The organism is Caulobacter segnis ATCC 21756 (genome assembly GCF_000092285.1).
GTDB classification, from domain to species: Bacteria; Pseudomonadota; Alphaproteobacteria; order Caulobacterales; family Caulobacteraceae; genus Caulobacter; species Caulobacter segnis.
In genome coordinates this window covers 4,040,646-4,062,959 of record NC_014100.1, presented here as the reverse complement: position 1 = coordinate 4,062,959, position 22,314 = coordinate 4,040,646, and the positions used below count along the sequence as shown (strand labels likewise).

Annotated in this window: 23 protein-coding genes; 7 read left to right on the top strand and 16 right to left on the bottom strand. The window is 68.5% G+C overall.

All coding sequences use genetic code 11. The features are described 5' to 3' along the window. Nucleotides 1-29: 29 nt before the first annotated feature. The 4 genes from CSEG_RS18605 to CSEG_RS18590 form a co-directional block, all read right to left on the bottom strand. The gene (locus CSEG_RS18605; RefSeq protein WP_013080778.1) at nucleotides 30-323 is read right to left on the bottom strand and encodes an RNA-binding S4 domain-containing protein; all 294 of its coding nucleotides are present in this window, start codon (nucleotides 321-323) and stop codon (nucleotides 30-32) included. Continuing rightward, entirely contained in the window at nucleotides 320-2,878 is a 2,559-nt protein-coding gene (locus CSEG_RS18600; RefSeq protein ID WP_013080777.1) for a helicase-related protein, read from the bottom strand. The genes CSEG_RS18605 and CSEG_RS18600 overlap by 4 nt, the downstream gene beginning before the upstream one ends. 67 nt (nucleotides 2,879-2,945) lie before the next feature. Further along, entirely contained in the window at nucleotides 2,946-3,308 is a 363-nt protein-coding gene (locus tag CSEG_RS18595; protein WP_083778426.1) for a CZB domain-containing protein, read from the bottom strand. Between the two features lie 130 nt (nucleotides 3,309-3,438). Next, nucleotides 3,439-5,085: an amidohydrolase gene (locus tag CSEG_RS18590; protein ID WP_013080776.1), complete on the bottom strand. Its 1,647-nt coding sequence runs from the start codon at nucleotides 5,083-5,085 to the stop codon at nucleotides 3,439-3,441. Nucleotides 5,086-5,164: 79 nt separating this feature from the next. On the opposite strand from CSEG_RS18590, the gene CSEG_RS18585 reads away from it, so the two are divergent. Beyond that, complete coding sequence (locus CSEG_RS18585; protein ID WP_013080775.1) at nucleotides 5,165-5,788, top strand: methylated-DNA--[protein]-cysteine S-methyltransferase; 624 nt, start codon at nucleotides 5,165-5,167, stop codon at nucleotides 5,786-5,788. A 305-nt stretch (nucleotides 5,789-6,093) separates the two neighbouring features. On the opposite strand, the gene CSEG_RS18580 is transcribed toward CSEG_RS18585, so the two are convergent. Further along, nucleotides 6,094-6,552, bottom strand: a complete 459-nt coding sequence (locus tag CSEG_RS18580) for a DUF3617 domain-containing protein (protein WP_013080774.1) — start codon at nucleotides 6,550-6,552, stop codon at nucleotides 6,094-6,096. Nucleotides 6,553-6,804: 252 nt separating this feature from the next. Between CSEG_RS18580 and rpmB the strand changes: the two genes are divergently transcribed. The 3 genes from rpmB (at nucleotide 6,805) to CSEG_RS18565 (ending at nucleotide 9,789) form a co-directional block, all read left to right on the top strand. Further along, a complete protein-coding gene (gene rpmB / locus CSEG_RS18575) occupies nucleotides 6,805-7,104 on the top strand; it encodes a 50S ribosomal protein L28 (RefSeq protein WP_010918547.1) in 300 nt (99 codons plus the stop codon). Nucleotides 7,105-7,291: 187 nt separating this feature from the next. After that, nucleotides 7,292-8,332, top strand: a complete 1,041-nt coding sequence (locus tag CSEG_RS18570) for a bifunctional nicotinamide-nucleotide adenylyltransferase/Nudix hydroxylase (protein WP_013080772.1) — start codon at nucleotides 7,292-7,294, stop codon at nucleotides 8,330-8,332. 68 nt (nucleotides 8,333-8,400) lie between these two features. Next, nucleotides 8,401-9,789 (top strand): nicotinate phosphoribosyltransferase, encoded by a 1,389-nt coding sequence (locus CSEG_RS18565; protein WP_013080771.1) that lies wholly within the window; start codon nucleotides 8,401-8,403, stop codon nucleotides 9,787-9,789. Nucleotides 9,790-9,883: 94 nt separating this feature from the next. On the opposite strand, the gene CSEG_RS18560 is transcribed toward CSEG_RS18565, so the two are convergent. The 4 genes from CSEG_RS18560 to cobT form a co-directional block, all read right to left on the bottom strand. Further along, nucleotides 9,884-10,177 carry a hypothetical protein gene (locus CSEG_RS18560; RefSeq protein WP_013080770.1) on the bottom strand — a complete coding sequence of 98 codons (294 nt, stop codon included), beginning with the start codon at nucleotides 10,175-10,177 and terminating at the stop codon, nucleotides 9,884-9,886. Between the two features lie 237 nt (nucleotides 10,178-10,414). Continuing rightward, complete coding sequence (locus tag CSEG_RS18555) at nucleotides 10,415-10,726, bottom strand: hypothetical protein (RefSeq protein WP_013080769.1); 312 nt, start codon at nucleotides 10,724-10,726, stop codon at nucleotides 10,415-10,417. A 231-nt stretch (nucleotides 10,727-10,957) separates the two neighbouring features. Then, on the bottom strand, nucleotides 10,958-12,028 hold the full coding sequence (locus CSEG_RS18550; RefSeq protein WP_013080768.1) for an esterase-like activity of phytase family protein: 1,071 nt from the start codon (nucleotides 12,026-12,028) through the stop codon (nucleotides 10,958-10,960). Next, on the bottom strand, nucleotides 12,025-13,953 hold the full coding sequence (gene cobT / locus CSEG_RS18545; RefSeq protein ID WP_013080767.1) for a cobaltochelatase subunit CobT: 1,929 nt from the start codon (nucleotides 13,951-13,953) through the stop codon (nucleotides 12,025-12,027). Before cobT ends, CSEG_RS18550 begins: the two co-directional genes overlap by 4 nt. A gap of 107 nt (nucleotides 13,954-14,060) precedes the next feature. Between cobT and CSEG_RS18540 the strand changes: the two genes are divergently transcribed. Beyond that, nucleotides 14,061-14,243 carry a DUF1328 domain-containing protein gene (locus CSEG_RS18540; protein ID WP_013080766.1) on the top strand — a complete coding sequence of 61 codons (183 nt, stop codon included), beginning with the start codon at nucleotides 14,061-14,063 and terminating at the stop codon, nucleotides 14,241-14,243. 121 nt (nucleotides 14,244-14,364) lie between these two features. On the opposite strand, the gene CSEG_RS18535 is transcribed toward CSEG_RS18540, so the two are convergent. The 5 genes from CSEG_RS18535 to groES all read right to left on the bottom strand — a co-directional run bounded on the left by CSEG_RS18535 (nucleotide 14,365) and on the right by groES (nucleotide 19,251). Then, the gene (locus tag CSEG_RS18535; protein WP_013080765.1) at nucleotides 14,365-15,534 is read right to left on the bottom strand and encodes a DUF3089 domain-containing protein; all 1,170 of its coding nucleotides are present in this window, start codon (nucleotides 15,532-15,534) and stop codon (nucleotides 14,365-14,367) included. Nucleotides 15,535-15,617: 83 nt separating this feature from the next. Then, nucleotides 15,618-16,445, bottom strand: coding sequence for an intradiol ring-cleavage dioxygenase (locus tag CSEG_RS18530; protein ID WP_013080764.1), 828 nt, complete (start codon nucleotides 16,443-16,445; stop codon nucleotides 15,618-15,620). Between the two features lie 64 nt (nucleotides 16,446-16,509). Beyond that, nucleotides 16,510-16,821, bottom strand: coding sequence for a hypothetical protein (locus CSEG_RS18525; protein ID WP_013080763.1), 312 nt, complete (start codon nucleotides 16,819-16,821; stop codon nucleotides 16,510-16,512). Between the two features lie 437 nt (nucleotides 16,822-17,258). Next, nucleotides 17,259-18,902: a chaperonin GroEL gene (gene groL, locus CSEG_RS18520; protein ID WP_013080761.1), complete on the bottom strand. Its 1,644-nt coding sequence runs from the start codon at nucleotides 18,900-18,902 to the stop codon at nucleotides 17,259-17,261. A gap of 58 nt (nucleotides 18,903-18,960) precedes the next feature. After that, the gene (gene groES / locus CSEG_RS18515) at nucleotides 18,961-19,251 is read right to left on the bottom strand and encodes a co-chaperone GroES (protein ID WP_013080760.1); all 291 of its coding nucleotides are present in this window, start codon (nucleotides 19,249-19,251) and stop codon (nucleotides 18,961-18,963) included. 175 nt (nucleotides 19,252-19,426) lie between these two features. On the opposite strand from groES, the gene CSEG_RS18510 reads away from it, so the two are divergent. After that, nucleotides 19,427-19,837, top strand: coding sequence for a VOC family protein (locus CSEG_RS18510; protein WP_013080759.1), 411 nt, complete (start codon nucleotides 19,427-19,429; stop codon nucleotides 19,835-19,837). 22 nt (nucleotides 19,838-19,859) lie between these two features. Continuing rightward, the gene (locus CSEG_RS18505) at nucleotides 19,860-20,285 is read left to right on the top strand and encodes a DUF4345 family protein (RefSeq protein ID WP_013080758.1); all 426 of its coding nucleotides are present in this window, start codon (nucleotides 19,860-19,862) and stop codon (nucleotides 20,283-20,285) included. Here CSEG_RS18505 and CSEG_RS18500 read toward each other — a convergent pair. Next, on the bottom strand, nucleotides 20,255-20,794 hold the full coding sequence (locus CSEG_RS18500) for a methylated-DNA--[protein]-cysteine S-methyltransferase (RefSeq protein WP_013080757.1): 540 nt from the start codon (nucleotides 20,792-20,794) through the stop codon (nucleotides 20,255-20,257). The two genes, CSEG_RS18505 and CSEG_RS18500, sit on opposite strands and share 31 nt — an antisense overlap. A gap of 184 nt (nucleotides 20,795-20,978) precedes the next feature. Continuing rightward, entirely contained in the window at nucleotides 20,979-22,283 is a 1,305-nt protein-coding gene (locus CSEG_RS18495) for an acyl-CoA dehydrogenase family protein (RefSeq protein ID WP_013080756.1), read from the bottom strand. Nucleotides 22,284-22,314 lie beyond the last annotated feature (31 nt).

The following is a 22,314-nucleotide window of genomic DNA, read 5'->3' as shown; positions in this document are numbered from 1 at the left end:
CCCCGCATCGCGGGGGAGGATCTAGCCGTCTACCCCTCTACAGCCTCATATAACCCCCGCGCCTCCATCGCCGGGCCCCGGCGTTCGCCGCAATCGAGCACGCGGATCGCGATCAGGCGCCCGGCCAGGCCGAACACCAGGACATCACCCGGCTTGACGGTCCGCGAAGGCTTGTCGATGCGGCTTTCGGCGCCGGCGCGGGTCAGGCGGATGCGGCCTTCGTCGACGAACTTCGCCGCGAGCGAGCGGGTCTTGAAGAAACGCGCGCGCCAAAGCCAGACGTCGGCGCGGGCGGCGTCGTTCGAGGACGCGGCGTCGCTCACGAGGCGGCCAGCTTGGGCGGGGCGGGTTTACGGCGGCGAGGGCGCTTGCGGCGCGCGGGCGCGGGCGGTGGTTCGGTCAGCTTGGCCAGGGCCGCGAACGGCGAGTCCGGCCGCGCCTTGACCGGCTTCTGCTCCAGCTTGGCCGCGCCCCGGCGCTTCCAGACGATCGGCTGGTCGGGCTTGGCGCGGATGGCGGGGGTGTAGTCAAGGGCGCGCAGCACGGTCGAGGCCTGGGCGGCGGTCCAGCCCAGCTTCTCCAGCGCCGCGTCGGTCAGGATGACGCCGCCCGGGCGCTGCTCGGCGCGCAGCAGGGCGTCCAACGTCTCGAGCTGTTCGACCGGGATGCTGAAGCCGGCCACGGCCCGCAGACCGCTGGCCGACAGCTCGCGGGCGCTGGGCTCGGGCGAGGGCAGCTTCTCCAGCGTGGTCAGGGCCCCGCGCCAGCCCGAAGGGCTGAGGGCCCGCGCGCAGGCGACCGCCTCGGCCCGCAGCACGCTGGGGCTATAGAGGCTGAAGGCGCCGATCCGGACGCCCAGGCTCTTCAGCGTGCGGCGCTCGGCCTGGCTGAGGGCTTTCAGCTCGGGATCGACCGGGCGCTTGTCCAGGACGCCGCCGGCTTCCAGCAGGCGGTGGGCGATGCCGCGCGGCAGGCCCCTCAGCTCGCCGCCGGCCAGGGCCCGCTCCAGCTTGCGCAGCGGCGCCAGATGCCGGTCGACCTCGGAGGCCAGGAAGGCGTCCAGCCGCCGCTCGGCTCGCTCGCGCACGGCGGCGGGGCCCAGCTCGCCCAGCAGGCGCGCGCGGGGCGACAGCAAGGGCAGGTCGCGGCGCACCGCCCCGGCCGCCTCGCCGCGCCACAGGATCATGCCGTCGGGCGTCAGGGCGAAGGCGTCGTCGGCCTCGCTGGCCAGGACGCCCAGGCGACGGGCGATCTCGGGGCCGACCGCGCGCTGGGCGGCGTTGCGCAGGGCCTTCTCCTCCAGCGGCGAGGCGCCCTTGGCCGGGGTGAAGGCCACGCCCGACAGATGGCCGACCACATGGCCCTCGACCGTCACCTCGCCGTCCTGACCGACGCCCGCATAGAGCGTCTCGCGCTCGCCCAACTGTTTCATCAGCGCGCTGGTGCGGCGGTCGATGAACCGGGCCATCAGCTTCTCGTGCAGGGTGTCGCTGATGCGGTCCTCGAGCTGACGGGTCAGGCCCTGCCAGTGGGCGGGATTGGCCACCCAGTCCGGGCGGTTGGCGATGTAGCTGAGCGTGCGCACGCCCGACAGGCGCGCGGCCAGGCTGTCGATCTCGCCGTCGGTGCGGTCCAGCGCCTTGAACTGGGCGTTGACCCAGTCTTCCGGCAGGCGCTTGCGGCCCGTGGTCAAGTCGTCGAACAGGGTGCGCGCCATGCGCTGGTGGTCGTCATCGGTGGTCTTGCGGAAGTCCGGCGTCTGGCAGACTTCCCACAGGCGGATCAGGGCCGAGCGGTCGGCCTTGCAGCGCTTGATGACGTCTTCGTCCTTGGCGAGGGCGCGCAGGGTGCGCTCGTCCAGCGCCTCGTCGGACAGCTTGAGTCCCCCGCGCTGAGGCGTCTCGGCCAGGGAGCGCAGCAGGCCCGGCAGGGAGCTAAAGTCGAGACGGGCGTTGCGCCACTCGGCGGCGACGATCGGCTCGAAGGTGTGGCTCTCCACGGCCTCGACCAGGTCCTCGTCGATCTCCTCGCAGTCGCTGGTGACGCCGAAGGTGCCGTCGCGGGTGTAGCGGCCGGCGCGGCCGGCGATCTGGCCGACCTCCTGCGGGTAGAGCCAGCGGGTCCGCTTGCCGTCGAACTTGCGCAGGCCGGCGAAGGCGACGTGGTCGACGTCCATGTTCAGGCCCATGCCGATCGCGTCGGTGGCGACCAGGAAGTCGACCTCGCCGGACTGATAAAGCGCCACCTGAGCGTTGCGGGTGCGGGGGGACAGAGAGCCCATGACCACGGCCGCGCCACCCCTTTGGCGCCGGATCAGCTCGGCGATCGCGTAGACCGCATCGGTGGAGAAGGCGACGATCGCCGTACGCCGAGGCAGGCGGGTCAGCTTCTTGGAGCCGGCGTAGGAGAGGTTGGAGAACCGCTCGCGGCTGACGATCTCGGCGTCGGGCAGCAGGCGGCGGACCAGCGGGGCCATGGTCCCGGCGCCCAGGAACATCGTCTCGAACTTGCCGCGTGCGTGCAGCAGGCGGTGGGTGAAGATATGGCCGCGCTCGGGATCGGCGCACAGCTGGATCTCGTCGACGGCCAGGAACTCGACCTCCCGCGCCAGCGGCATGGCCTCGACCGTGCAGACGAAATAGGCCGCGCGGGCCGGGACGATCTTCTCCTCGCCGGTGATCAGGGCGACGCTGGCTTTGCCGCGCAGCTTGACGACACGGTCGTAAATCTCCCGCGCCAGCAGGCGCAGCGGCAGGCCGATCATGCCCGAGGCGTGACCCAGCATCCGCTCGACGGCCAGGTGCGTCTTGCCGGTGTTGGTGGGCCCCAGGACCGCGGTCAGCTTCGAAGGGGCCAGGCCGGTCGAACGGTCACTCATGGAGCGAAAGTGGGGCGGGAATCGTGGAGGGGCAAGCGCCAGCGAGCGCCGCCCTTCCAAAGATCGGCTAGGCCGTAACCGTATCCAGCGCCACGCGCAGGCGGCGGAAGGCGGTGTTCAGGCCCGAGGTGGCCATCGACAGGCGATTGCCGTTGCGTAGCCGGCGATTGGCCTCGGCGTATTCGCCGCGGTTGATCAGCTCAGCCACCTCGAAAGCGGCCTGGTGGAACTCGCGGTGGGCTTCTACGCAGTTCAGATAGGTGTGGTTGCCGGCCCAGCGCTGCTGGAGCGGTCCATGCAGCCACTGGCCCGTGGTGCATTGACGGTCGGCGCGCAGCTTGGCGGCGTCGACTTGGCGCTTGTCGGCAACGGCGTCGACCAGCTCGTCATAGATCCGGGCGTGCGCGTGCGCTTCTTCGGTAAGGTCCATCGCTAAACCCTAGGGTTGGCTCACATCGGTCCGCACTTTTTGGAAAACCCTGGTTTCTACCGCGTAACCAGGGATCCTTAATTCCCACCCCGGATGTGAACCTTTTTCGCGCGCCTGTGGATGAAGCGCTTCAGCGCGCGAACGCCACCTTTCCGTCCACCACCGTGAGCACCGGCTGAGCGGTCAGGATCGCCTTGGGTTCGATGGTCATCAGGTCCTGGTCGAAGGCCGTCAGGTCCGCCTTTTTTCCGGCTTCCAGCGTGCCCAGCTCCTTCTCGCGGAAGGCGGCGTAGGCCGGCGCCAGGGTCAGCATCTTCAGCGCCTCGGCGCGGGTCACGGCCTCTTCCAGATGCCAGTCGGCGTTGGCGAACCCGTCCAGCGAATGACGGTAAACAGCGGCGTAGAATTCGATGCGCGGATCGCCCACCTCGACGGGGGCGTCGGACCCCGCCGCGACCACCACGCCGGCCTTCAGGAAGTCGTTCCAGCGATAGCCTTCGTGCAGGCGATCCTTGCCCAGGCGCGCCGGGGCGAAATAGAGGTCGCCGATCGCGTGGCTGGGCTGCATCGAGGCGATGACGCCCAGCTTGGCGAAACGCGGCAGGTCGGTGTCGGCGACGATCTGGGCGTGCTCGATGCGCCAGCGGGCCTTCGTATCCCCCGCCAGGGCTTCCTCGAACCAGTCCAGGGTCATGCGGTTACCGCGGTCGCCGATGGCGTGCATGGCGACCTGAGCGCTGACCGCCTTGGCCTTCTTCATCAGGGCCAGGCCCTGGTCGCGTTGGGTCAGCTGCAGGCCAAGCCCCTCAGCATCGCTGTAGGGTTCAAGGAGCGCCGCGCCGCGCGAGCCCAGGGCGCCGTCCATGTAGAGCTTGATCCCGCGTACGCGGATCAGGCCCGTGGCGTCGGTCTGCGGTCCCTTGGCCAGGACCTCGGCCGCGCCGCTGGGGTCCATGTAGTTGTCGACCCGGATGTGGAAGGCGCCCTTGGCGGCCTCGTCGCGCAGCAAGGCCAGGTCGTCGGCCATGACGCTCATGTTCCCAAGGCCCGTCCACCCGCGCGAGGCGTAGAGCTGGCCAGCCTTGCGTAGGGCTTCGCGCTTGAGGGTTTCGCTGGGGGGCGGGATGACGTCCTTCACCAGGCTTTGGGCGTGGTCGATCAGCATGCCGTCGGGCTGGCCGTCGGCGCCCTTCAGGATCTGGCCGCCGGCCGGGGCGGGGGTCGCCGCGGTGATCCCGGCCTTGGCGAGAGCGGCGCTGGAGGCGACGCTGGCGTGGCCGTCCGAGCGGCCCAGCACCACGATCCGGCCCGGCGCGGCGGCGTCGAGATCGGCCTTGGTCGGGAAGCGCTTCTCGGGCCAGTGGGTCTCGATCCAGCCGCGGCCGTAGATCGCGCCTTCGGGATGGGCGGCGGCGTAGGCCTTCACGGCGGCGACCAGCTCGGCCACCGACTTCACCTGGTCGAGATTGAGCGTCAGCTCGCGCAGGCCGATGCCGGTCAGGTGCGCGTGGGCGTCGACGAAGCCCGGATAGGCGGCCGCGCCCTTCAGGTCGATGTCGCGGACGTCCTTGGCCGCCTTGGCCTTGGCGGCGGCCAGGTCGCCGACGAACAGGATCTTGTCGTCCCGGATCAGCACCGCCTGGGCGGTCGGCGCGGCGTCGACGCCGGTGTGGATCGGGCCGCCGTGGATCAGGAGGTCGCCGGCCCATGCCATGGAGAAGGGGATCGTCGAAAGTGACGTCACGGCGAGCAGGGCGGCGAGAGCGAGGCGGCGCAAGGGCGATCTCCGACGGCAAATCTCGGAAATCGTATGGGCGGTTCTTCGCCAGCGGCAACAGGCCTGCTACTTTTTCCCCATGCCGACCCAGGGTTTCGCCCTTTTCGACACCAGCATCGGGCGCTGCGGCCTCGCTTGGGGGGCGAGCGGCCTGATCGGCTTGCAGTTGCCCGAGAGCACGCCCGGCGCGGCCTGGGCGCGGCTGCGGCGGCGTTTCCCCGAGGCCGTCGAGTCCGAGCCTCCGCCCGAGGTCGAGGCGGTGATCGATCGGATCCGCGACCTGCTGTCGGGCGGGCGCGACGATCTGGCCGACGTGCCGTTGGATCTCGGCGGCCAGTCCGCCTTCAATCTGCGAGTCTACGAGATCGCCCGGGCCATCGCGCCGGGCGAGACCTCGACCTATGGCGAGGTCGCCAAGGCCATGGGCGAGCCGGGCGCGGCCCGGGCCGTAGGCAAGGCGCTCGGCGAGAACCCCTGGCCGATCGTGGTGCCCTGTCACCGGGTGCTGTCCGCTTCGGGCGGCATCGGCGGGTTCTCGGCGCCCGGCGGCTCGACCACCAAGGCCCGGCTGCTGACGCTGGAAAAGGCCAAGACCGACGCGGTCCCGACCCTGTTCGACCTGGAGTTCTCGGTCGCGCCGCCGCGGGGGGCGCGAGTTCCTTCTCCCCTTGCGGGAGAAGGTGTCGCCGAAAGCGACGGATGAGGGGGCTATAATCTCATCGGCTTGAGTGGCTGGAGCCCATCGCCACGGCTGACGCCATCTTCAAACCCTCACCCGACCCGCTTCGCGGGCCACCCTCTCCCGCGAGGGGAGAGGGAAGGTCGTGCGCTGATGCGGTGAAGGGAAATGCTCGCCGTCGCCCACCCCTTAACGCCGGCTAACCCTTAGCCGAACAGGGGCGAAACGAATCATGACCGAATCAGCGACGTTCGCCGATTCAGTGTTTGTTCCCTACAATCTATTGTATCTCAATTCGCGTTAACCACAAACGAAGCTTTGCCATACGGCTACTTCGTCGCCTGTTCGGCGGGGCATTCGGCCGAGACGCGCTTGGCGGTCATCACGCCCGCTAGCGGCAGGCCGTTGATCGTCTTCATGTGGATGTTCAGCGTGAAGCTCTCGGGCGTGTACGAGCCGTCGGCCGTCACCGGCGCCACGCGGTCCTTCTTATCGGTCCAAGTGCCCTTCAGCTTGATCTTGCCGTTGGAGACGACGTTGGTCGTGTAGTCGCAGCGGTACTTGCGGGTGCAGATGCCGCGCGAGAACTGCTCGACGTCGGCGGGCTTGAGGCATTTGCTCTCGCTGCCGGCCGGGATCGGGCCGACCCGATAGTCGTATTCCCAGTGACCGGGCAGAATCGTTCGCGCCGCCGGGGCGGTCGTGGCTTGGCGGACCTGGCTGGACGCGGCCAGAGGGGTGGCGGCCGCCAGGGCCAGAACGGAAGCGGCGAGGGCGCTCGAACGCATACGGCGTGTCTCCTTCATACGGCCCCATATATAGAGAGCCAGATGAACCGTGCTTGAAGGCGGACGTGAGGCGGTGGGTTCCCTCGCGAGCGTCAACAAACGGCCAGGCCCGCCTTGACTCAGGGGGCGGCCTTCGCCTATATCGCCCGCTCTCGCGCGGCCAGCTCGTCCGGATCGCGTGTCCGAATTCATATCTTAGCGGGCCAGGCTCTTCTCAAGGGGCGGGGCTTCGCCCAAGCCAAGGTAACCACCATGTCGCGCCGTTGCGAACTTACCGGTATCGGTCCGATGGTCGGCCACAATGTGAGCCACTCGAACATCAAGACCAAGCGCCGCTTCCTGCCGGCCCTGTCGCCCGCCACGCTCCAGTCGGAGTCGCTGGGCCAGAGCTTCAAGCTGCGCATCAGCAACGCGGCCCTGCGCACCCTGGACTTCAAGGGCGGCCTGGACACCTTCCTGCTGGGCGCCAAGGACGAGCAGCTGTCGCCGCGCGCCCTGAAGATCAAGGCCCAGGTGAAGGCCAAGGCCAAGGCCGCCGCTCAGGCTGCTTAAGGCTCTAGGCCGCTAAGGCTGACGGCCCTTCTAGGCTGACGATTTGAAAGCCCGCCGGGATCATTCCCGGCGGGCTTTTCGTCGTGGTCGGGGTGTCGCGATTTCCGGTTGACGGCACTTATGCTCAAAACTAGCATAAGGGTGTCGCTGGATAGACCGGCGACGCAACCCAGCGTGAGGGAGCCTCATGCGCTACGACTATCTCGTCCTGATCGGGCGTTTCCAGCCGTTCCACAACGGCCATCTCAGCGTGCTGCGGCATGCGCTGCGGCTGGCGGGCAAGGTCATTGTCCTGATCGGCAGCGCCGGGCAGCCCCGCACCACCCGCAATCCCTTCAATGTCGGCGAGCGCGCCGTGATGATCCGCGCCGCGGCGGAAGACCAGGCCGAGCGTCTGCTGATCCGGCCGCTCCGTGACCGGCTCTACAACGAAACCGTCTGGGTGGCCGACGTCCAGCGACTGGTCGCAGAGGTGCTGGAGGCCGACGGAGCCGCGCCCGACGCCACGGTCGGGCTGATCGGTCGAGACAAGGACGGCGCGACCGGCGCGTATCTCGCCGCCTTCCCGCAATGGCCGCTGGTCGATGTCCAGCACACCGACGTGCTCTCGGCCACCGAGCTGCGCGCCTGGTTGTTCTCCGGCGAGGCCGGCGCCCTGCGCCTGGTGGAGGCCAACACGCCGCCCGGGGTGTTCGGCATGCTGGAGGCCTTCCGCGCCGGCTCGCCCGCCTACGCCCAGCTCGCGCGCGAGGACGCCTTCATGCGGGCCTATCGCCAGAGCTGGGCCGCCGCGCCCTATCCGCCCACCTTCGTCACCGCCGACGCAGTGGTCGTGCACTCAGGCCACGTGCTTCTGGTCCGCCGCCGCGCCGAGCCGGGCAAGGGGCTGTGGGCTTTGCCGGGCGGCTTCGTCGAGCAGGGCGAGACCGTGCGGGACGCGGCGATCCGCGAGCTGCAGGAAGAGACGCGCCTGAAGGTTCCGCCCGCGGTGTTGCGCGGATCGATCAAGGGCCAGCAGGTCTTTGACTATCCAGGGCGCTCCTTGCGCGGCCGCACGATCACCCACGCCTTCTACTTCGACTTCCCGACCGGCGACCTGCCCAAGATTCGCGCGGCCGATGACGCCGATCGGGTTCGCTGGATCCCGCTGGGCGAAGCATTGCTGATGGAGGAGCAGTTCTTCGAAGACCACTTCCACATCCTTGAGCATTTCGTCGGCGGCGCCTGAGCCGTCCCCGCCTGTTTCTCCGCGCCGACAGACGGCGCGGCCTTGGTCCGCGCGAAGGAGCTTCCGCGATGTTCGACAACCTGATCCTGGACACCGACAGCTACAAAGCCAGCCACTGGCTGCAATACCCGCCCAACACGACCGCGGCCTTCTCGTATGTGGAAAGCCGGGGCGGGCGCTATGACCGGACGGTCTTCTTCGGCCTGCAGGCGATCCTCAAGAGCCGGCTGGGCAGGCCGGTCACCCACGAGATGGTCGACGAGGCCGCTGCGCTTCTGGCCGTCCACGGCGAGCCATTCAACGAGGCCGGCTGGCGCCGGATCGTCGATGTCCACGGCGGACGCCTGCCGGTGCGCATCCGCGCCGTGCCCGAGGGCGCGGTCGTGCCCACGCACCAGGCGCTGATGACGATCGAGAACACCGATCCGGAGTGCTTCTGGCTGCCGTCCTACCTGGAGACCCTGCTGCTGCGGGTCTGGTATCCGATCACGGTCGCCACGATCAGCTGGCATGTGAAGCAGACGCTCCGCGCGGCGCTGGAGAAGACCAGCGACAACGCCGCGACCGAGCTGCCGTTCAAGCTGCACGACTTCGGCGCGCGGGGCGTCTCCAGCCAGGAGTCGGCGGCCCTGGGCGGGCTGGCGCATCTGGTGAACTTCCAAGGCAGCGACACCCTGAGCGCCGTGCTGGCCGGCCGCGCCTGGTACGGCGAGCCGATGGCGGCCTTCTCGATCCCCGCCGCCGAGCACAGCACCATCACCAGCTGGGGTCGGCCCAATGAGGTCGAGGCCTACCGCAACATGCTCACGCGCTTTGGCAAGCCGGGCGCGCTGTTCTCGGTGGTGTCGGACAGCTACGACCTGTTCCACGCGGTTCGTGACCTCTGGGGCGGGGCCTTGCGCCAGGCGGTGATCGACAGCGGCGCCACCCTGGTGGTCCGGCCCGACTCGGGCGACCCCGTCACGGTCGTCGCCAAGACCCTGGAGATCCTGGATGAGACCTTCGGGTCCACGGTCAACGGCAAGGGCTACAAGGTGCTGAACCACGTCCGGGTGATCCAGGGCGACGGGGTCAATCCGGTCAGCATCGCGGCGATCCTCGATCGCATCGTCGCCGACGGCTTCAGCGCCGAAAACCTGGCCTTCGGCATGGGCGGCGGCCTGCTACAGCAGTTGGACCGTGACACGCAAAGGTTCGCGCTGAAGTGCTCGGCCGCCAAGGTCGACGGCCGTTGGATCGACGTCAGCAAGGATCCGGCGACCGATCCCGGCAAGAAGTCGAAGGCCGGTCGACTGACGCTGCTGGTCGACGAAGCGGGGACGTATCGCACCGTCGCGCTCGCCGAGGGGCAAGCGCCTGAACCCGGCTGGCGCGACGCCATGGTGACCGTGTGGGAGGACGGCGCGCTACTGGTCGACCAGATCTTGGCCGAAGTCCGGGCGCGCAGCGAGGCCTGAAAACAAAACCCGCCGCGGCTTGGGCCGCGGCGGGTTTGTAAAGCTCGGTACTGTTACGCGGGGTACTGGAACGCGGTACTAAACTTTTTGGCGCTTAGCGCGAAACGGTCGAGGCCGGGTTCGAGGCGTTGTAAGCGCTCAGAGCCGGGTTGTTGATCTTCGCGACGGCTTCGTTGACCGAGGCGCGGATGCAGGCCGGGTACATGTAGCCGGCGAGGGCTTCGCCGCGGATGTCTTGCCAGCAGACGGTCGAGGCCGCCTTGACGATTTCGGCGCGGACTTCGGCGGCCGACTTGCCGGCGACCTTGACGCGCATTTCAGCAGCCGAGGCCGGAGCGGCGATGGCCAGGGCGATGGCCGAAGCGGCCAGAACGATGGAGCGGATCATGTCGATGTTCCGAAAGGGGGTTGTGCGCAACCACCTCCAGACGCGTTCCTCTGACGGTCGCCTAGGTCTTTCGCCCGTTGGATCCGTCCTTGCCGATATAGCGACGTTCTGTTGGGTGATCAACGATAATGTTGCGGCGCACCCTAAAATGGGTCGGCATGGTGTCGCCGAGGTCGCAAATCGTTGAACGTAAAAAAAGACCCGCGAGCGCTACGGCTCGCGGGCCTCTTGGTTTGCCTAGCGGAGCGCGACGCGCATCGCGTAGACGGAGCGAGCCTGGGCCTTGTTGAAGGCGGCGAGCTCGGGGCTGTTGGTGCGGGCCACGGCGTCGCGGGTGATCTCGCGCACGCAGTAGGGGGCCAGGTCGCTGGCGGCGGGGTTGCCGGCGAGGTCTTCCTGGCACAGCTGCTTGGCGGCCTGGATGATTTCGGCGTGGACCTCGGCGGTCGGACGGCCGCGCACCTTGATGGTGATTTCGCCGGCGCTGGCCGAGGTGGCGGCGGTGGTGGCCATCAGGGCGCTGACGGCGATAACGAGCAGACGGATCATGTTGATAGTCCCGGAAAGGAGGTTGGGTTCAACCGCCTCCCGGCGCGTTCCTCTGACGGCCCGTGGGTTCTCGCCTCATCGACCGTCAAGCTAGGAATGACTGACAACGTTGTCCGCTGCAAGTGCGAAAACGCCATTCGGGCGAAAAAATGTTAGCGGTACCATATCGTTGCCAACGAAACGATTTCAGTGACTTGGTTGATTTCCGTTAAGGTGTGCGAGCGCGAAGGCTCAGCGCTTGCGGACGGGCTTCCGGGGCGGCGCGGCCGGAGCGGGCGGCGGCGGAGGGGGCGGCTTCCAGTCGAACGCCAACAGCAGGGTGCGCTGCTTGGCGCTGACCGCGCCGTCGTCAGAGAGCACGTAGATCCGGATCGCGCCGGAGGGCGAACCCGACAGCGCCAGCCCCTCGAAATTGTCGCGCGGCATCGCGCCGTCGATGCGCAACGAGGCGGCGGTGCGTTGGCGGGCGAGCGGCAAGGTCGGGTCCGAGATGAAGCGCACGATGGCGCGCCAGCCGCGGATCGGATCATAGCCGCGGTGCAGCGTGGCCACGGCCGTTCCCTGGAACGGCGCGAAGGCGGTCAGGCCCCAGGTGAAGTCGGGTCCCGACTGGGGCGGCAGCGACTTGCAGTCGGCCGAGAGCCGGCACAGCCAGACCTCGCCCTCTTCCCCGCCGACCAGATAGGCGTCGGGACCGGCGGCCGGGTAGGCCGTCAGCGCTTCCATGCCTTCGTTCTCGGGAAGGATGGTCGCGGGCTTGGGGACAGCGCGGGGCGTCCCCCAGCCACCGTCGGCCTGGGTCGGATAGAGCCAGATGCGGTGGTCGCCCTCGAAGCTGACCAGGCGGTCTCCATTGGGCATGACCGCCAGGCCTTCGGCGTCGGCGTTGCGCTTGCCCTGCAGGGGGCGGCCATCAAGGCCGGTCAGGGGAAACAGCTTGCCGCCGGTCAGGCCGGCCAGACGTCCGGCCGTGTCCAACTGGATCTTGGCCTCGAAGACCTCGCCCTCGTCGCTGATCGCCGTCAGCACGTCGCCCGCGCCGATGCGCAGGTCCGACAGGCCGTGCAGCCGGGTCGTGTCTGAGCTGGTCAGCACCAGGCCGCCGGCATAGGTGAAGCCGCCCTCGGCCGTGACCTTGGTCGGATCGGCCTCGTCCATCGGGATCGGCGTGGCGACGACGGTGATCTCTGGGCCGGCCTTGACCGGTGCGGCCGGGATGACGGGCGGCGGCGCGGCGTGCTCGGCGCAGCCGGCGACCAGGCCGCCGGCCAGCGCCAGGGTCAGCGCAAGGCGAGCCCTCACGCGGGCGTCCTGGCGGGCTTGGCCGCCTGGGGCGTCACGACCGGCAGCGGCGCCAGCAGGCCGCGCGCCCGGGCGATCTGGCGCGGCTCTTCCTCGAAGAGGGCCGCCAGCTGCTCGACCAGAACGCCGCCCAACTGCTCGACGTCGACGATGGTGACGGCGCGGCGGTAGTAGCGCGTGACGTCGTGGCCGATGCCGATGGCGATCAGTTCGACGGGACTCTTGCCCTCGATCTCGGCGATGACCTGGCGCAAGTGGCGCTCCAGATAGTGACCCGAATTCACGCTCAGGGTGCTGTCGTCCACCGGCGCGCCGTCGGAGATCACCATCAGAATGCGGCGAGCTTCGGGCCGGCCGACCAGGCGCTGGTGCGCCCACATCAGGGCCTCGCCGTCGATGTTCTCCTTCAGGAGCCCCTCGCGCATCATCAGGCCCAGGTTCTTGCGCGCCCGCCGCCAAGGCGCGTCGGCGGCCTTGTAGACGATGTGGCGAAGGTCGTTCAGGCGGCCCGGCGCGGCCGGCTTGCCGGCCTTGATCCAGGCGTCGCGGCTGGAGCCGCCCTTCCAGGCGCGGGTGGTGAAGCCCAGCACCTCGGTCTTGACGCCGCAGCGCTCCAGGGTGCGGGCCAAGATGTCGGCGCAGATCGCCGCCACCATGATCGGCCGCCCGCGCATCGAGCCGGAATTGTCGATCAGCAGGGTCACGACCGTGTCGCGGAACTCCTGGTCCTCCTCCTGCTTGAAGGACAGCGGCGCGGTCGGGTCGATGATCACCCGCGTCAGGCGGGCGACGTCCAGCATCCCTTCCTCGAGATCGAAGGTCCAGGCGCGGTTCTGCTGGGCCAGCAGGCGGCGCTGCAGCTTGTTGGCCAGGCGCGAGACCACGCTGGAGAGCGCCGACAGCTGCTGGTCCAGATAGGTCCGCAGGCGCGTCAGCTCCTCGGCGTCGCACAGGTCCTCGGCCTGGACGATCTCGTCGAACTCGGTCGTGAAGATCTTGTAGAGCGGCTCGCCGCCCTGGGCCTGACCGGGATCGGGACGCGCGGGCTTGGCGCCGTCGCCCATGTCGGGCGCCTCGTCGGTCTCCTCGACCTCGCCGTCCTGATCCGACTGGACCATCTCCTCGTCGCCGGCCTCGGACTCGCGGTCGGAAGCTTCGCTCTCCTGCGGCGAGGAGCCCTCGGGCTGTTCGCCTTCGCCCTCGCCCTGCTCGTTGTCGTCGCCCTCGGTCGGGGAGTCGTCCTCCTCGCCGTCGTCCTCGTCGGCGCTTTCGGTGGCGTCGGCCATTTCCTCGCCCAGGTCGAGGTCGCGAAGGATGTCGCGGCTGACGCGGGCGAAGGCGGCTTGGTCGCCGATGGCGGCGGCCAGGCGGTCGAGGTCCTTGCCGGCGCGGGCCTCGATGTCGGCGCGCAGGATATCGACCAGCGCCTTGGCGCCGTCCGGCGGGGCGTCGCCGGTCAGGCGCTCGCGAACCAACAGGCCAAGGATCTCGGCCATCGGGGCGGACTGGGTGTCGGTGGCGACCGCGCGGGTCAGGCCCTGCTTCTCCAAGCGGGTCTCGAGGGCGGCGGTCAGGTTGGCGCGCACGCCGCCCAGGGCGTTGGCGCCGATGGCTTCCAGCCGCGCCTGCTCGATCGACTCGAACGCCGCCTGGCCGTCGGGCGAGGCGGGGCGGGCGCGGGCGTGGGCGACGGGGTCGTGGTGCGCCAGGCGCAGGGCCATCTGGTCGGCCAGGCCCCGAATGCGCGCGGCTTCCTTGCCCGACAGGTCGCGCGGCGGGTGCGGCAGCACGGCGCGATTGCCCAGGAGCTGCGGACCATCCCCCGAGAACACGACCTCAAGGTCAGGCGTCTCGGCGAGCGAACGGGCCGCGTGGGCCAGCGCGCGCTTGAAGGGTTCGGTCGGGCTTTCGGGCTTGGAGGCCATGGCGACTGGGTTACCGGCCTCGGGCGGCGAAGACAAGGAACGCCGCGCGGTGAAGGGGCGTTGATTTTACAACGGCGCCGTTTGGGCGCCCGCGGAGGGAAACCGTCATGCTCAAATGGGCCATCATTCTCGCCATCGTCGCGATCGTCGCCGGCGCCTTGGGCTTCACCGGCGTCGCCGGCGCGGCGGCGGGCGTCGCCAAGATCCTGTTCTTCCTGTTCCTGATCGGCTTCGTGATCCTGCTGCTGCTCGGGACCACGGTGTTCAAGGCTGTGTCGGGACCGAAGTAATCAATCCTCCCCCGTGGGGGAGGCGGCCGAAGGCCGGAGGGGGAAGGTCGGGCTACCCGGTTTCTTCCCCTCCGCCCGCTTCGCGGACACCTCCCCCGCGAGGGGGAGGATTTCGCCCGCGCTACTTTGCGCCGTAGGCCGCGGCCTGCCGATCGACCAGCGCGACCAAGTCGCCCATGGCCAGGTTCACGTCGATCAGGTGAAGGCCCCAATCTTTCAGGATCACGCCCGCGACCGAGATATCGCCGCCGATCTCGTCGGCGCGCGGGTCGGCCGGATCGGCGTTGACCTTGACCGCCAGGTAGGTGAACTCGCCGTCGCTGACGCAGCGCGCCGACAGCAGGCCGGGCATGGAGACGAACGGCGTCGTCACCTTGAGGTCCTTGGCGAACGGTTTTGGCGCCTGTCCCTCGACGGCGCCGAAGCCCTTGCTGCTGAGATAGGCGTGCAGGGGGGCCTCGTCGGAAGAGGCCTTGCCGGCCAGCAGGGCGGCGGGGTTCACGCAGCCGGCGCGACGCCCTTCGGGATCGGTCTTGCCAAAGCGACTGTTGGCCGGCGGCGGGCTGGTGGCGCGGAACGAGACGTAGGTCACGAGGCACCCCGCCTGGTCAGCCTTCGTGCACAGCGGGATCGAGCCGTAGTTGCCCGCCGCATCCACCGGGGTGTTCATGCCCAACACCAGCGCCGAGATCATCTGCTTCTGGGCCGGCTGGCCGTCGATCTCGTTCTTCAGCAGGCTCAGCAGGATGCGCGAGCCCTGGCTGTGGCCGATCAGGACCACGCCCCGGCCTTTGTTCTCGTTGGCGAGGTACCAGCGCCAGGCGTCGCGGACGTCGGCGTAGGCCAGCTCGCCGTCGCCGGGCGAGCGACCGCCCAACATCGCCGTGCGCAGCGCGGCCAACGTGACCTGGCGATACATCGGCGCGAACACCCGGCACTTGGACCCAAAGCGCGCCAGCTGCTGGTCGACGACGCGGCGCTCGGCCGGGTCGATGATCATGTCGCTGTTGCCGCCGGAGTCGGTCGAGACGGTGGGATAGACGTAGAAGCAGTCATAGGCCGGCGCCGCCGCCGCCTTGAACGGCTCGACCGCGGTCTTGCCGTCGGCTTCGACGATGGTCGTCGTCTGGTCCGAGGCGCAGGCGTCCTGGCGCCCAGGCAGGCACAGCCAGTTGTCGGTCTTGGCGTAGTCGTTCGGCGTCGTGGGGGCGGGCGTCGTCTGCGCGCAGGCCGCCGCGCCCATCGTCAACATCGCCGCCAGACCCATGGCGGCCAGCCTCATCCTGTTCATGCTCTTCCCCTCGCGCGGCGTTCGAACGTCCGTTTGGCGCGGAGCATGGCCTCAAACCGGCGGCCGCGCCAAGGGGGAACATCCTAGAGGCCCGGGATGATCGCTTTCAGCCGCGCCTCGCCGGTCAGGGCGTTCGCGCGCGGCGGTCCGCCGGGCGGTCCCATGCCGCCGGGCGGCGGCCCAGGCGGAGGTCCTCCGGCAGAGCCCCCGGTGCGGTCCGGACCAAAGCCCTTGTCCTTCCAGTCGGCGCGGGGGTCGATGGCGACCGTCAGCGCGATCTCGTAGGCGTCCTTGCCCTCCCTGACCGCCGCGACCATGGCCTCGCCGCCTTGCAGGGCGATGCCGTCGTTGCTGTTGAGGGTGTCGCGCTTGCGGGGGCGTTTGTAGGCCGGGACGTTCTCGTAGAGATATTCGCTGAGCGCGTCGGGCACGAACAGCTGGCAGGTCAGGGCGGTGCGGGCGTCGAGGAACACCTTGGCGTGGATGTGCGGCGTGCGGCCTTCGTACCAGCCCGGCCAGATGGTGCGGAACGTCGCCACGCCGCCTTGATCCGTCAGCTGGCCGCCGCGCAGGAAGGTCTGGCCCTTGGTCCCGGTCTTCAGATCGTCGCCCTGGCCCTCGTAGCCCGAGTAGAGGCCCGAGGCGTCGCAGTGCCAGATCTCGACCCGCGCCCCCCGGATCGGCGCGCCGGCCTGGTCGAGGACCGTCATCCGCACGCGCGCGGGCACGCCGGGGCGGCCCTCGGTGATGTCCGAGCGCAGCAGCTTGGGATCGAACCAGTAGGGACCCTGGGTGACCTGCGGCGTCAGGACCAGGGCGTCGGCGTGCGCGGGAACGGGCAGGGCCACGGCGGGCGCCAGGGCGGCCAGGGTCAGGACGCGACGGCGATTGGCGGAGAAGAGCTGAGGCATGCCCCGCTCTAGCGGGAGATTTTGGCGGGGCGATTGCCCGGTCGAAACGCTCTGAAAGAGCCCGTCAGAACAACCAGCGGCGCGGGTACTTGTCGCCGAGCCGCCGCGCCTCGCCGGACTTCAGGCCCAGATCCCGCATCCGGTAGGCGACGATCTCGCGCATCGCCTCGACGGGCTCTTGGCCATTCACGGGGCTGGAGGCGATCGCGCCTTCGGTCTGGGCGAGGTCTGTCGCGGCCCATTCGGCCTGGGCCCGATCGGCCTTGCCGACGGCGAAGTAGTGACGGACGGGCGCGCGCTCGCCCGGGACCTCGACCATGACGCCGATGACCCAGCCTTGAACGATCAGATCGGCGTCAGGGCGCTGGCGGAACATGTCGCAGCACTTAGGGCGTTCCGCCCGGAACTGTAAGGGTCTTTAGCCGCCGGTCAGCCGATAAGCTGGAAGGCCGCCTGGCTTAGCAAGCCCAGCACCAACCAAGCCGAAAGACCCAGAACGACGATACTCAGGGGGGGCCGCGGAGCGCGTTTACGACGCGGGGCGGGGTACTCACGCACGAACGACATCACAGCCTCCATGCTAGCGAAGCCGTAGCCTAACGCCGACGGGGGCGATTGGATGCGTGCGTTTTCGCATTCACCAAGGATTCCGGTGGATAGGCGGTGGATAGAAAAAGGGCGGAGCCTTTCGGCCCCGCCCTCATCCGTTTCAGCGCTTGGCTGACAGGCTTTCTTAGAAGTCCATGTCGCCGCTCTGGATCGGCTCGGCCGATCCAGATCTCTTTGGAGAATGGGCGACTTTATGGACTTCTCTTAGAAGTCCATGTCGCCCATGCCGCCCGGCATGCCGCCGCCGGCCGGAGCGCCGCCGCCCTTCTTGGGGGCTTCGACGATCGCGGCTTCCGTCGTGATCAGCAGGCCGGCCACCGAAGCGGCGTTCTGCAGAGCGGTGCGGACGACCTTGGCCGGGTCGATGACGCCGTCGGTCACCAGGTCGACATATTGCTCGGTCTGGGCGTTGAAGCCGAACGAGGCGCTGTCGCTTTCCAGGATCTTGCCGACCACGATCGAGCCTTCGACGCCGGCGTTCTCGGCGATCTGGCGGATCGGCGATTGCAGGGCGCGACGGACGATCGCGATGCCGGCGGTTTGGTCGTCGTTTTCGCCGACCAGGCCAGCCAGGGCCTTGGAGGCCTTCAGCAGAGCCGTGCCGCCACCCGGGACGATGCCTTCGTCGGCGGCCGCGCGGGTCGCGTTCAGGGCGTCGTCAACGCGGTCCTTCTTTTCCTTCACTTCGACTTCGGTCGAGCCGCCGACGCGGATGACCGCGACGCCGCCGGCCAGCTTGGCCAGACGCTCTTGCAGCTTTTCCTTGTCGTAGTCCGACGTGGTCTCTTCGATCTGGCGCTTGATCTGGCTGATGCGGGCCTCGATCGCTTCCTTCTCGCCAATGCCGTCCACGATCGTGGTGTCGTCCTTGGTGATCGAGACCTTCTTGGCGCGACCCAGCATGTCGAGCGTGACGCTCTCGAGCTTGATGCCGAGGTCTTCGCTGACGACTTGGGCGCCGGTCAGGATGGCGATGTCTTCCAGCATGGCCTTGCGGCGGTCGCCGAAGCCCGGAGCCTTGACGGCGGCGACGCGCAGGCCGCCACGCAGCTTGTTGACGACCAGCGTGGCCAGGGCCTCGCCTTCGACGTCTTCAGCGATGATCAGCAGCGGACGGCCCGACTGGACGACGGCTTCCAGCACCGGCAGCAGCGGCTGCAGCGACGACAGCTTCTTTTCGAACAGGAGGATCAGCGGCTCTTCCAGCTGAACTTCCATCTTGTCGGCGTTGGTGATGAAGTACGGCGACAGGTAGCCGCGGTCGAACTGCATGCCTTCGACGACGTCGAGTTCGGTCTCGGCGGTCTTGGCTTCTTCGACGGTGATGACGCCTTCGTTGCCGACCTTGTCCATCGCCTTGGCGATCATCTCGCCGACTTCCTTGTCGCCGTTGGCCGAGATGGTGCCGACCTGAGCGATTTCAGCGTTGGTGGTGACCTTCTTCGAGGACTTCTTGATTTCCTCGACGGCGACCAGCACGGCCTTGTCGATGCCGCGCTTCAGGTCCATCGGGTTCATGCCGGCGGCGACCGACTTGAGGCCTTCTTGGACGATGGCTTGGGCCAGGACCGTGGCGGTCGTGGTGCCGTCGCCGGCCTTGTCGTTGGTCTTGCTCGCGACTTCGCGGATCATCTGCGCGCCGAGGTTCTCGAACTTGTCAGCCAGTTCGATTTCCTTGGCGACCGAGACGCCGTCCTTGGTCGTGCGCGGAGCGCCGAACGACTTTTCGATGACGACGTTGCGGCCCTTCGGGCCCAGGGTCACCTTCACCGCGTTGGCGAGGATGTTGACGCCGCGCAGCATCTTGTCGCGCGCGTCGGAGGAGAAATAGACGTCTTTGGCGGCCATTTTCGGTGCCTTTCTAGAAAGAGGTTAGGTGGAGAAAGCGCTGGAGAGCGGGGAGGCCTTAAGCCTCGACCACGCCCAGGACGTCGCTTTCCTTCATGATCAGGAGGTCCTGACCGTCGACCTTCACTTCGGTGCCCGACCACTTGCCGAACAGGATGCGGTCGCCAGCCTTGACGTCCAGGGCGACGACTTCGCCCTTGTCGTTGCGAGCGCCCGGACCGACCGCGACGACTTCGCCTTCTTGAGGCTTTTCCTTCGCCGTGTCGGGAATGATGATCCCGCCCTTGGTCTTGGTTTCTTCTTCGACGCGCTTCACGAGGACGCGGTCGCCCAGGGGACGAAACTTCATTGTGGTTCTCCGTCGGAACGGTTTGAATTAATGGCTTCGTCAGCAGGGGGAGCGGTGCTGTTAGCAGTCGCTCCCTCCGAGTGCTAACGACGAGCGTCAGTTAGGCGCCGGCCTCCGGGGAGTCAAGGACGCCCTGAGTGAAGTTTTTTCGGCGCGGTGAACGGGAGCGGTTTCAATGATCGACCATATGGGTGTGACGGTCAGGGATCTCCAGGCCTCGAAGGCGTTCTACGACGCGGCTTTCGCGCCGCTGGGGATCGGCGTGGTGATGAGCGTCAGCGCCGAGGAGACCGGCAGCTCGGCCTTCATCGGCTATGGCCCCAACGCCGATCGCCGCGACATCCAGGCGGGCAAGCCGAGCTTCTGGGTCAGCGAGGGCCAGGCCGTGACCGGCCCCATGCACGTGGCCTTCCTGGCCGCCGATCGGGGCCAGGTGAACGCCTTCCACGCCGCGGCTCTGGCGGCGGGCGGGATCGACAACGGCGCGCCGGGCGTTCGGCCTCACTATCATCCCAATTATTACGCCGCTTTCGTTCTTGACCCGGACGGTCGAAACGTCGAGGCCGTCTGCCACGCGCCCGCCTGACGGAACCGCTCTAGGAGAGCCGATGTCCAGCTACGTCCTGTCCCTGTTTCTGGCGGTGGTGGCCTGCGTCATCGGCGGCGCCCTGGGCGGCATGATCCTGGCGCGGCCGCAGACGATGATCGGCCTCGCCGGGCTGGCCGACGAGGAGACGCCCAAGTCGCCGCTGTTCGCCGAGGGGCGCGCGTTCGGCGGCATGCTGATCGCCTCGCACGGGATCGCGGCGCTGTATCTGGGCTATCAACCCAGGCTGGGCGCGGCCATGGCGATGGTGCTGGCGATCGGCTGGCTGGGCGCGGCGGCGGCGCGGGCGCTGTCGGCGGCGATGGACGGTGCGGCCGGGCGTTTCAACGCCGGATCGATCGTCTTCAACGCCCTGATCGGGATCACGCTGAGCCTGCCGTTCTTCAATGTCGGCCGCTACGTGGCCAGGGGCATGGGCTTCGCCTGAACAACGCCCTCGTGGGCCAGCAGCCAGCGCTTGCGCTCGACGCCGCCGGCGTAGCCGGTGAGCGCGCCGCTCATCCCGATCACCCGGTGGCAGGGCGCGACGAGGCTCAACGGATTGGCGCCGTTGGCCGCTCCGACGGCGCGGATCGCGGCGGGACGCTCCACGCGGCGCGCGAGCTCTGAATAGGTGACCGTTTCGCCCGGCGGGATCGCGGCCAGGGCGCGCCAGACCGCGCGCTGGAACGGCGTGCCGCCGGTGTCCCAGGGCAGGTCTGTCAGGGCGGAGATGTCGCCGGCGAAGTAGCGCGCGAAAGCGGCCTTGGTCTCGGCGGGCGCGGCGCCGTCCTCCAGCGGCAAGGCGCCGTAGTGCAGGCCCAGCAGGCGTCGTAGACGCGGCTCGAAATCGTGGAAATCGACGGCGCGCAACAGGCCGGTCTCGTCGGTGACAATCAGGATCTCGCCGATCGGCGAGGGCGCGCGGTCGAGGAAGAGGCGGACAGGGTGGGTCATGAGGCGATGATCGCCTGCCGCGGCGACGCTGTCCGCCCGGATTTTGCGGCCAAAGTTCCTCCCCCGCGATGCGGGGGAGGTGGCCCGGCGGGCCGGAGGGGGCTAGCTGGACCTATGCCGCATTAGCCCCCTCAGTCGCTCCGCGACAGCTCCCCCGCATCGCGGGGGAGCATCTCGACGCCTTCTACCTAATCCCCGGCACGTGCAGGGCCGCGTCGCGTTCGGCCTTCTGCTTGTAGGCGAGGTCGCCGTACTTCGACATTTCCATGCGGGCGATGGTGCGGCAGTGGACCTCGTCCGGGCCGTCGGCCAGGCGCAGGGTGCGGATGCCGGCGTACAGCTTGGCCAGACCAAAGTCGGTGGTGACGCCCGCGCCGCCGTGGGCCTGGATGGCGTCGTCGATGACCTTGAGGGCGATGCGCGGCGCGGCGACCTTGATCATCGCGATCTCGAGGCGGGCCGACTTGTTGCCGGCCTTGTCCATCATGTCGGCGGCCTTCAGGCACAGCAGGCGGCACATCTCGATGTCGATGCGGGCCTCGGCGATGCGCTGCTCCCAGACCGAGTGGTCGGACAGGTACTTGCCGAACGCCTTTCGGGTCATCAGGCGCTTGATCATCTTCTCCAGCGCCACCTCGGCCGCGCCGATCGTGCGCATGCAGTGGTGGATGCGGCCGGGGCCCAGGCGCCCCTGGGCGATCTCGAAGCCGCGGCCCTCGCCCAGCAGCAGACCCTCCTCGACCGGGACGCGGACGTCCTTGAGGATGACCTCGGCGTGGCCGTGCGGAGCGTCGTCATAGCCGAACACCGGCAGCATACGGACGATCTCGATCCCTGGCGCGTCCAGCGGCACGAGCACCTGGCTCTGCTGGCTGTGGGGCGAGGCGGTCGGATCGGTCTTGCCCATCACGATCGCCACCTTGCAGCGTGGATCGCCGACGCCCGAGCTCCACCACTTGCGGCCGTTGATCACATAGTCGTCGCCGTCGCGCTCGATGCGGGTCTCGATGTTGGTGGCGTCCGAGCTGGCCACCGCCGGCTCGGTCATCAGGAAGGCCGAACGGATCTCGCCGTTCATCAGCGGACGCAGCCAACGCTCCTTCTGCGCCAGCGTGCCGTAGCGCATCAGCACTTCCATGTTGCCGGTGTCGGGCGCCGAGCAGTTGAAGACCTCCGAGGCGAAGCCGACCTTGCCCATGTGCTCGGCGATCAGGCTGTACTCCAGGTTCGTCAGCTGCTCGCCTTCGAACTGGAAGGTGTCGTCGACATGGGTCTGGCCGCTGTGGGGCGGCATGAAGAAATTCCACAGCCCCTCGGCCTTGGCCTTCTTCTTCAGCTCTTCCAGCACTTGGACGACCTTCCAGCGCTCCGCGCCCAGGACGTTCATCTCGGCCTCGTAGGCCGGGATCGCCGGATAGACGTGCTCGTCCATGAACGCGGTGACGCGATCCAGGAAGACCCTTTGCTTGGGGGAGATGTCGAAGTCCATGGCGTTCCCTCTGCCCGCTCGGCTTGTGTCA

Coding starts and splice junctions, on each gene's coding strand:
- groES (WP_013080760.1), bottom strand. CDS start 19,251: ATGAAGTTTCGTCCCCTGGGCGACCGCGTCCTCGTGAAGCGCGTCGAA.
- CSEG_RS18530 (WP_013080764.1), bottom strand. CDS start 16,445: ATGCCTCAGCTCTTCTCCGCCAATCGCCGTCGCGTCCTGACCCTGGCC.
- CSEG_RS18600 (WP_013080777.1), bottom strand. CDS start 2,878: ATGAGTGACCGTTCGACCGGCCTGGCCCCTTCGAAGCTGACCGCGGTC.
- CSEG_RS18500 (WP_013080757.1), bottom strand. CDS start 20,794: ATGACCCACCCTGTCCGCCTCTTCCTCGACCGCGCGCCCTCGCCGATC.
- CSEG_RS18585 (WP_013080775.1), top strand. CDS start 5,165: ATGCCGACCCAGGGTTTCGCCCTTTTCGACACCAGCATCGGGCGCTGC.
- CSEG_RS18540 (WP_013080766.1), top strand. CDS start 14,061: ATGCTCAAATGGGCCATCATTCTCGCCATCGTCGCGATCGTCGCCGGC.
- CSEG_RS18510 (WP_013080759.1), top strand. CDS start 19,427: ATGATCGACCATATGGGTGTGACGGTCAGGGATCTCCAGGCCTCGAAG.
- CSEG_RS18560 (WP_013080770.1), bottom strand. CDS start 10,177: ATGATCCGCTCCATCGTTCTGGCCGCTTCGGCCATCGCCCTGGCCATC.
- CSEG_RS18580 (WP_013080774.1), bottom strand. CDS start 6,552: ATGCGTTCGAGCGCCCTCGCCGCTTCCGTTCTGGCCCTGGCGGCCGCC.
- CSEG_RS18535 (WP_013080765.1), bottom strand. CDS start 15,534: ATGAACAGGATGAGGCTGGCCGCCATGGGTCTGGCGGCGATGTTGACG.
- CSEG_RS18565 (WP_013080771.1), top strand. CDS start 8,401: ATGTTCGACAACCTGATCCTGGACACCGACAGCTACAAAGCCAGCCAC.
- CSEG_RS18570 (WP_013080772.1), top strand. CDS start 7,292: ATGCGCTACGACTATCTCGTCCTGATCGGGCGTTTCCAGCCGTTCCAC.
- groL (WP_013080761.1), bottom strand. CDS start 18,902: ATGGCCGCCAAAGACGTCTATTTCTCCTCCGACGCGCGCGACAAGATG.
- CSEG_RS18555 (WP_013080769.1), bottom strand. CDS start 10,726: ATGATCCGTCTGCTCGTTATCGCCGTCAGCGCCCTGATGGCCACCACC.
- CSEG_RS18595 (WP_083778426.1), bottom strand. CDS start 3,308: ATGGACCTTACCGAAGAAGCGCACGCGCACGCCCGGATCTATGACGAG.
- rpmB (WP_010918547.1), top strand. CDS start 6,805: ATGTCGCGCCGTTGCGAACTTACCGGTATCGGTCCGATGGTCGGCCAC.
- CSEG_RS18525 (WP_013080763.1), bottom strand. CDS start 16,821: ATGTTCCGCCAGCGCCCTGACGCCGATCTGATCGTTCAAGGCTGGGTC.
- CSEG_RS18505 (WP_013080758.1), top strand. CDS start 19,860: ATGTCCAGCTACGTCCTGTCCCTGTTTCTGGCGGTGGTGGCCTGCGTC.
- CSEG_RS18495 (WP_013080756.1), bottom strand. CDS start 22,283: ATGGACTTCGACATCTCCCCCAAGCAAAGGGTCTTCCTGGATCGCGTC.
- cobT (WP_013080767.1), bottom strand. CDS start 13,953: ATGGCCTCCAAGCCCGAAAGCCCGACCGAACCCTTCAAGCGCGCGCTG.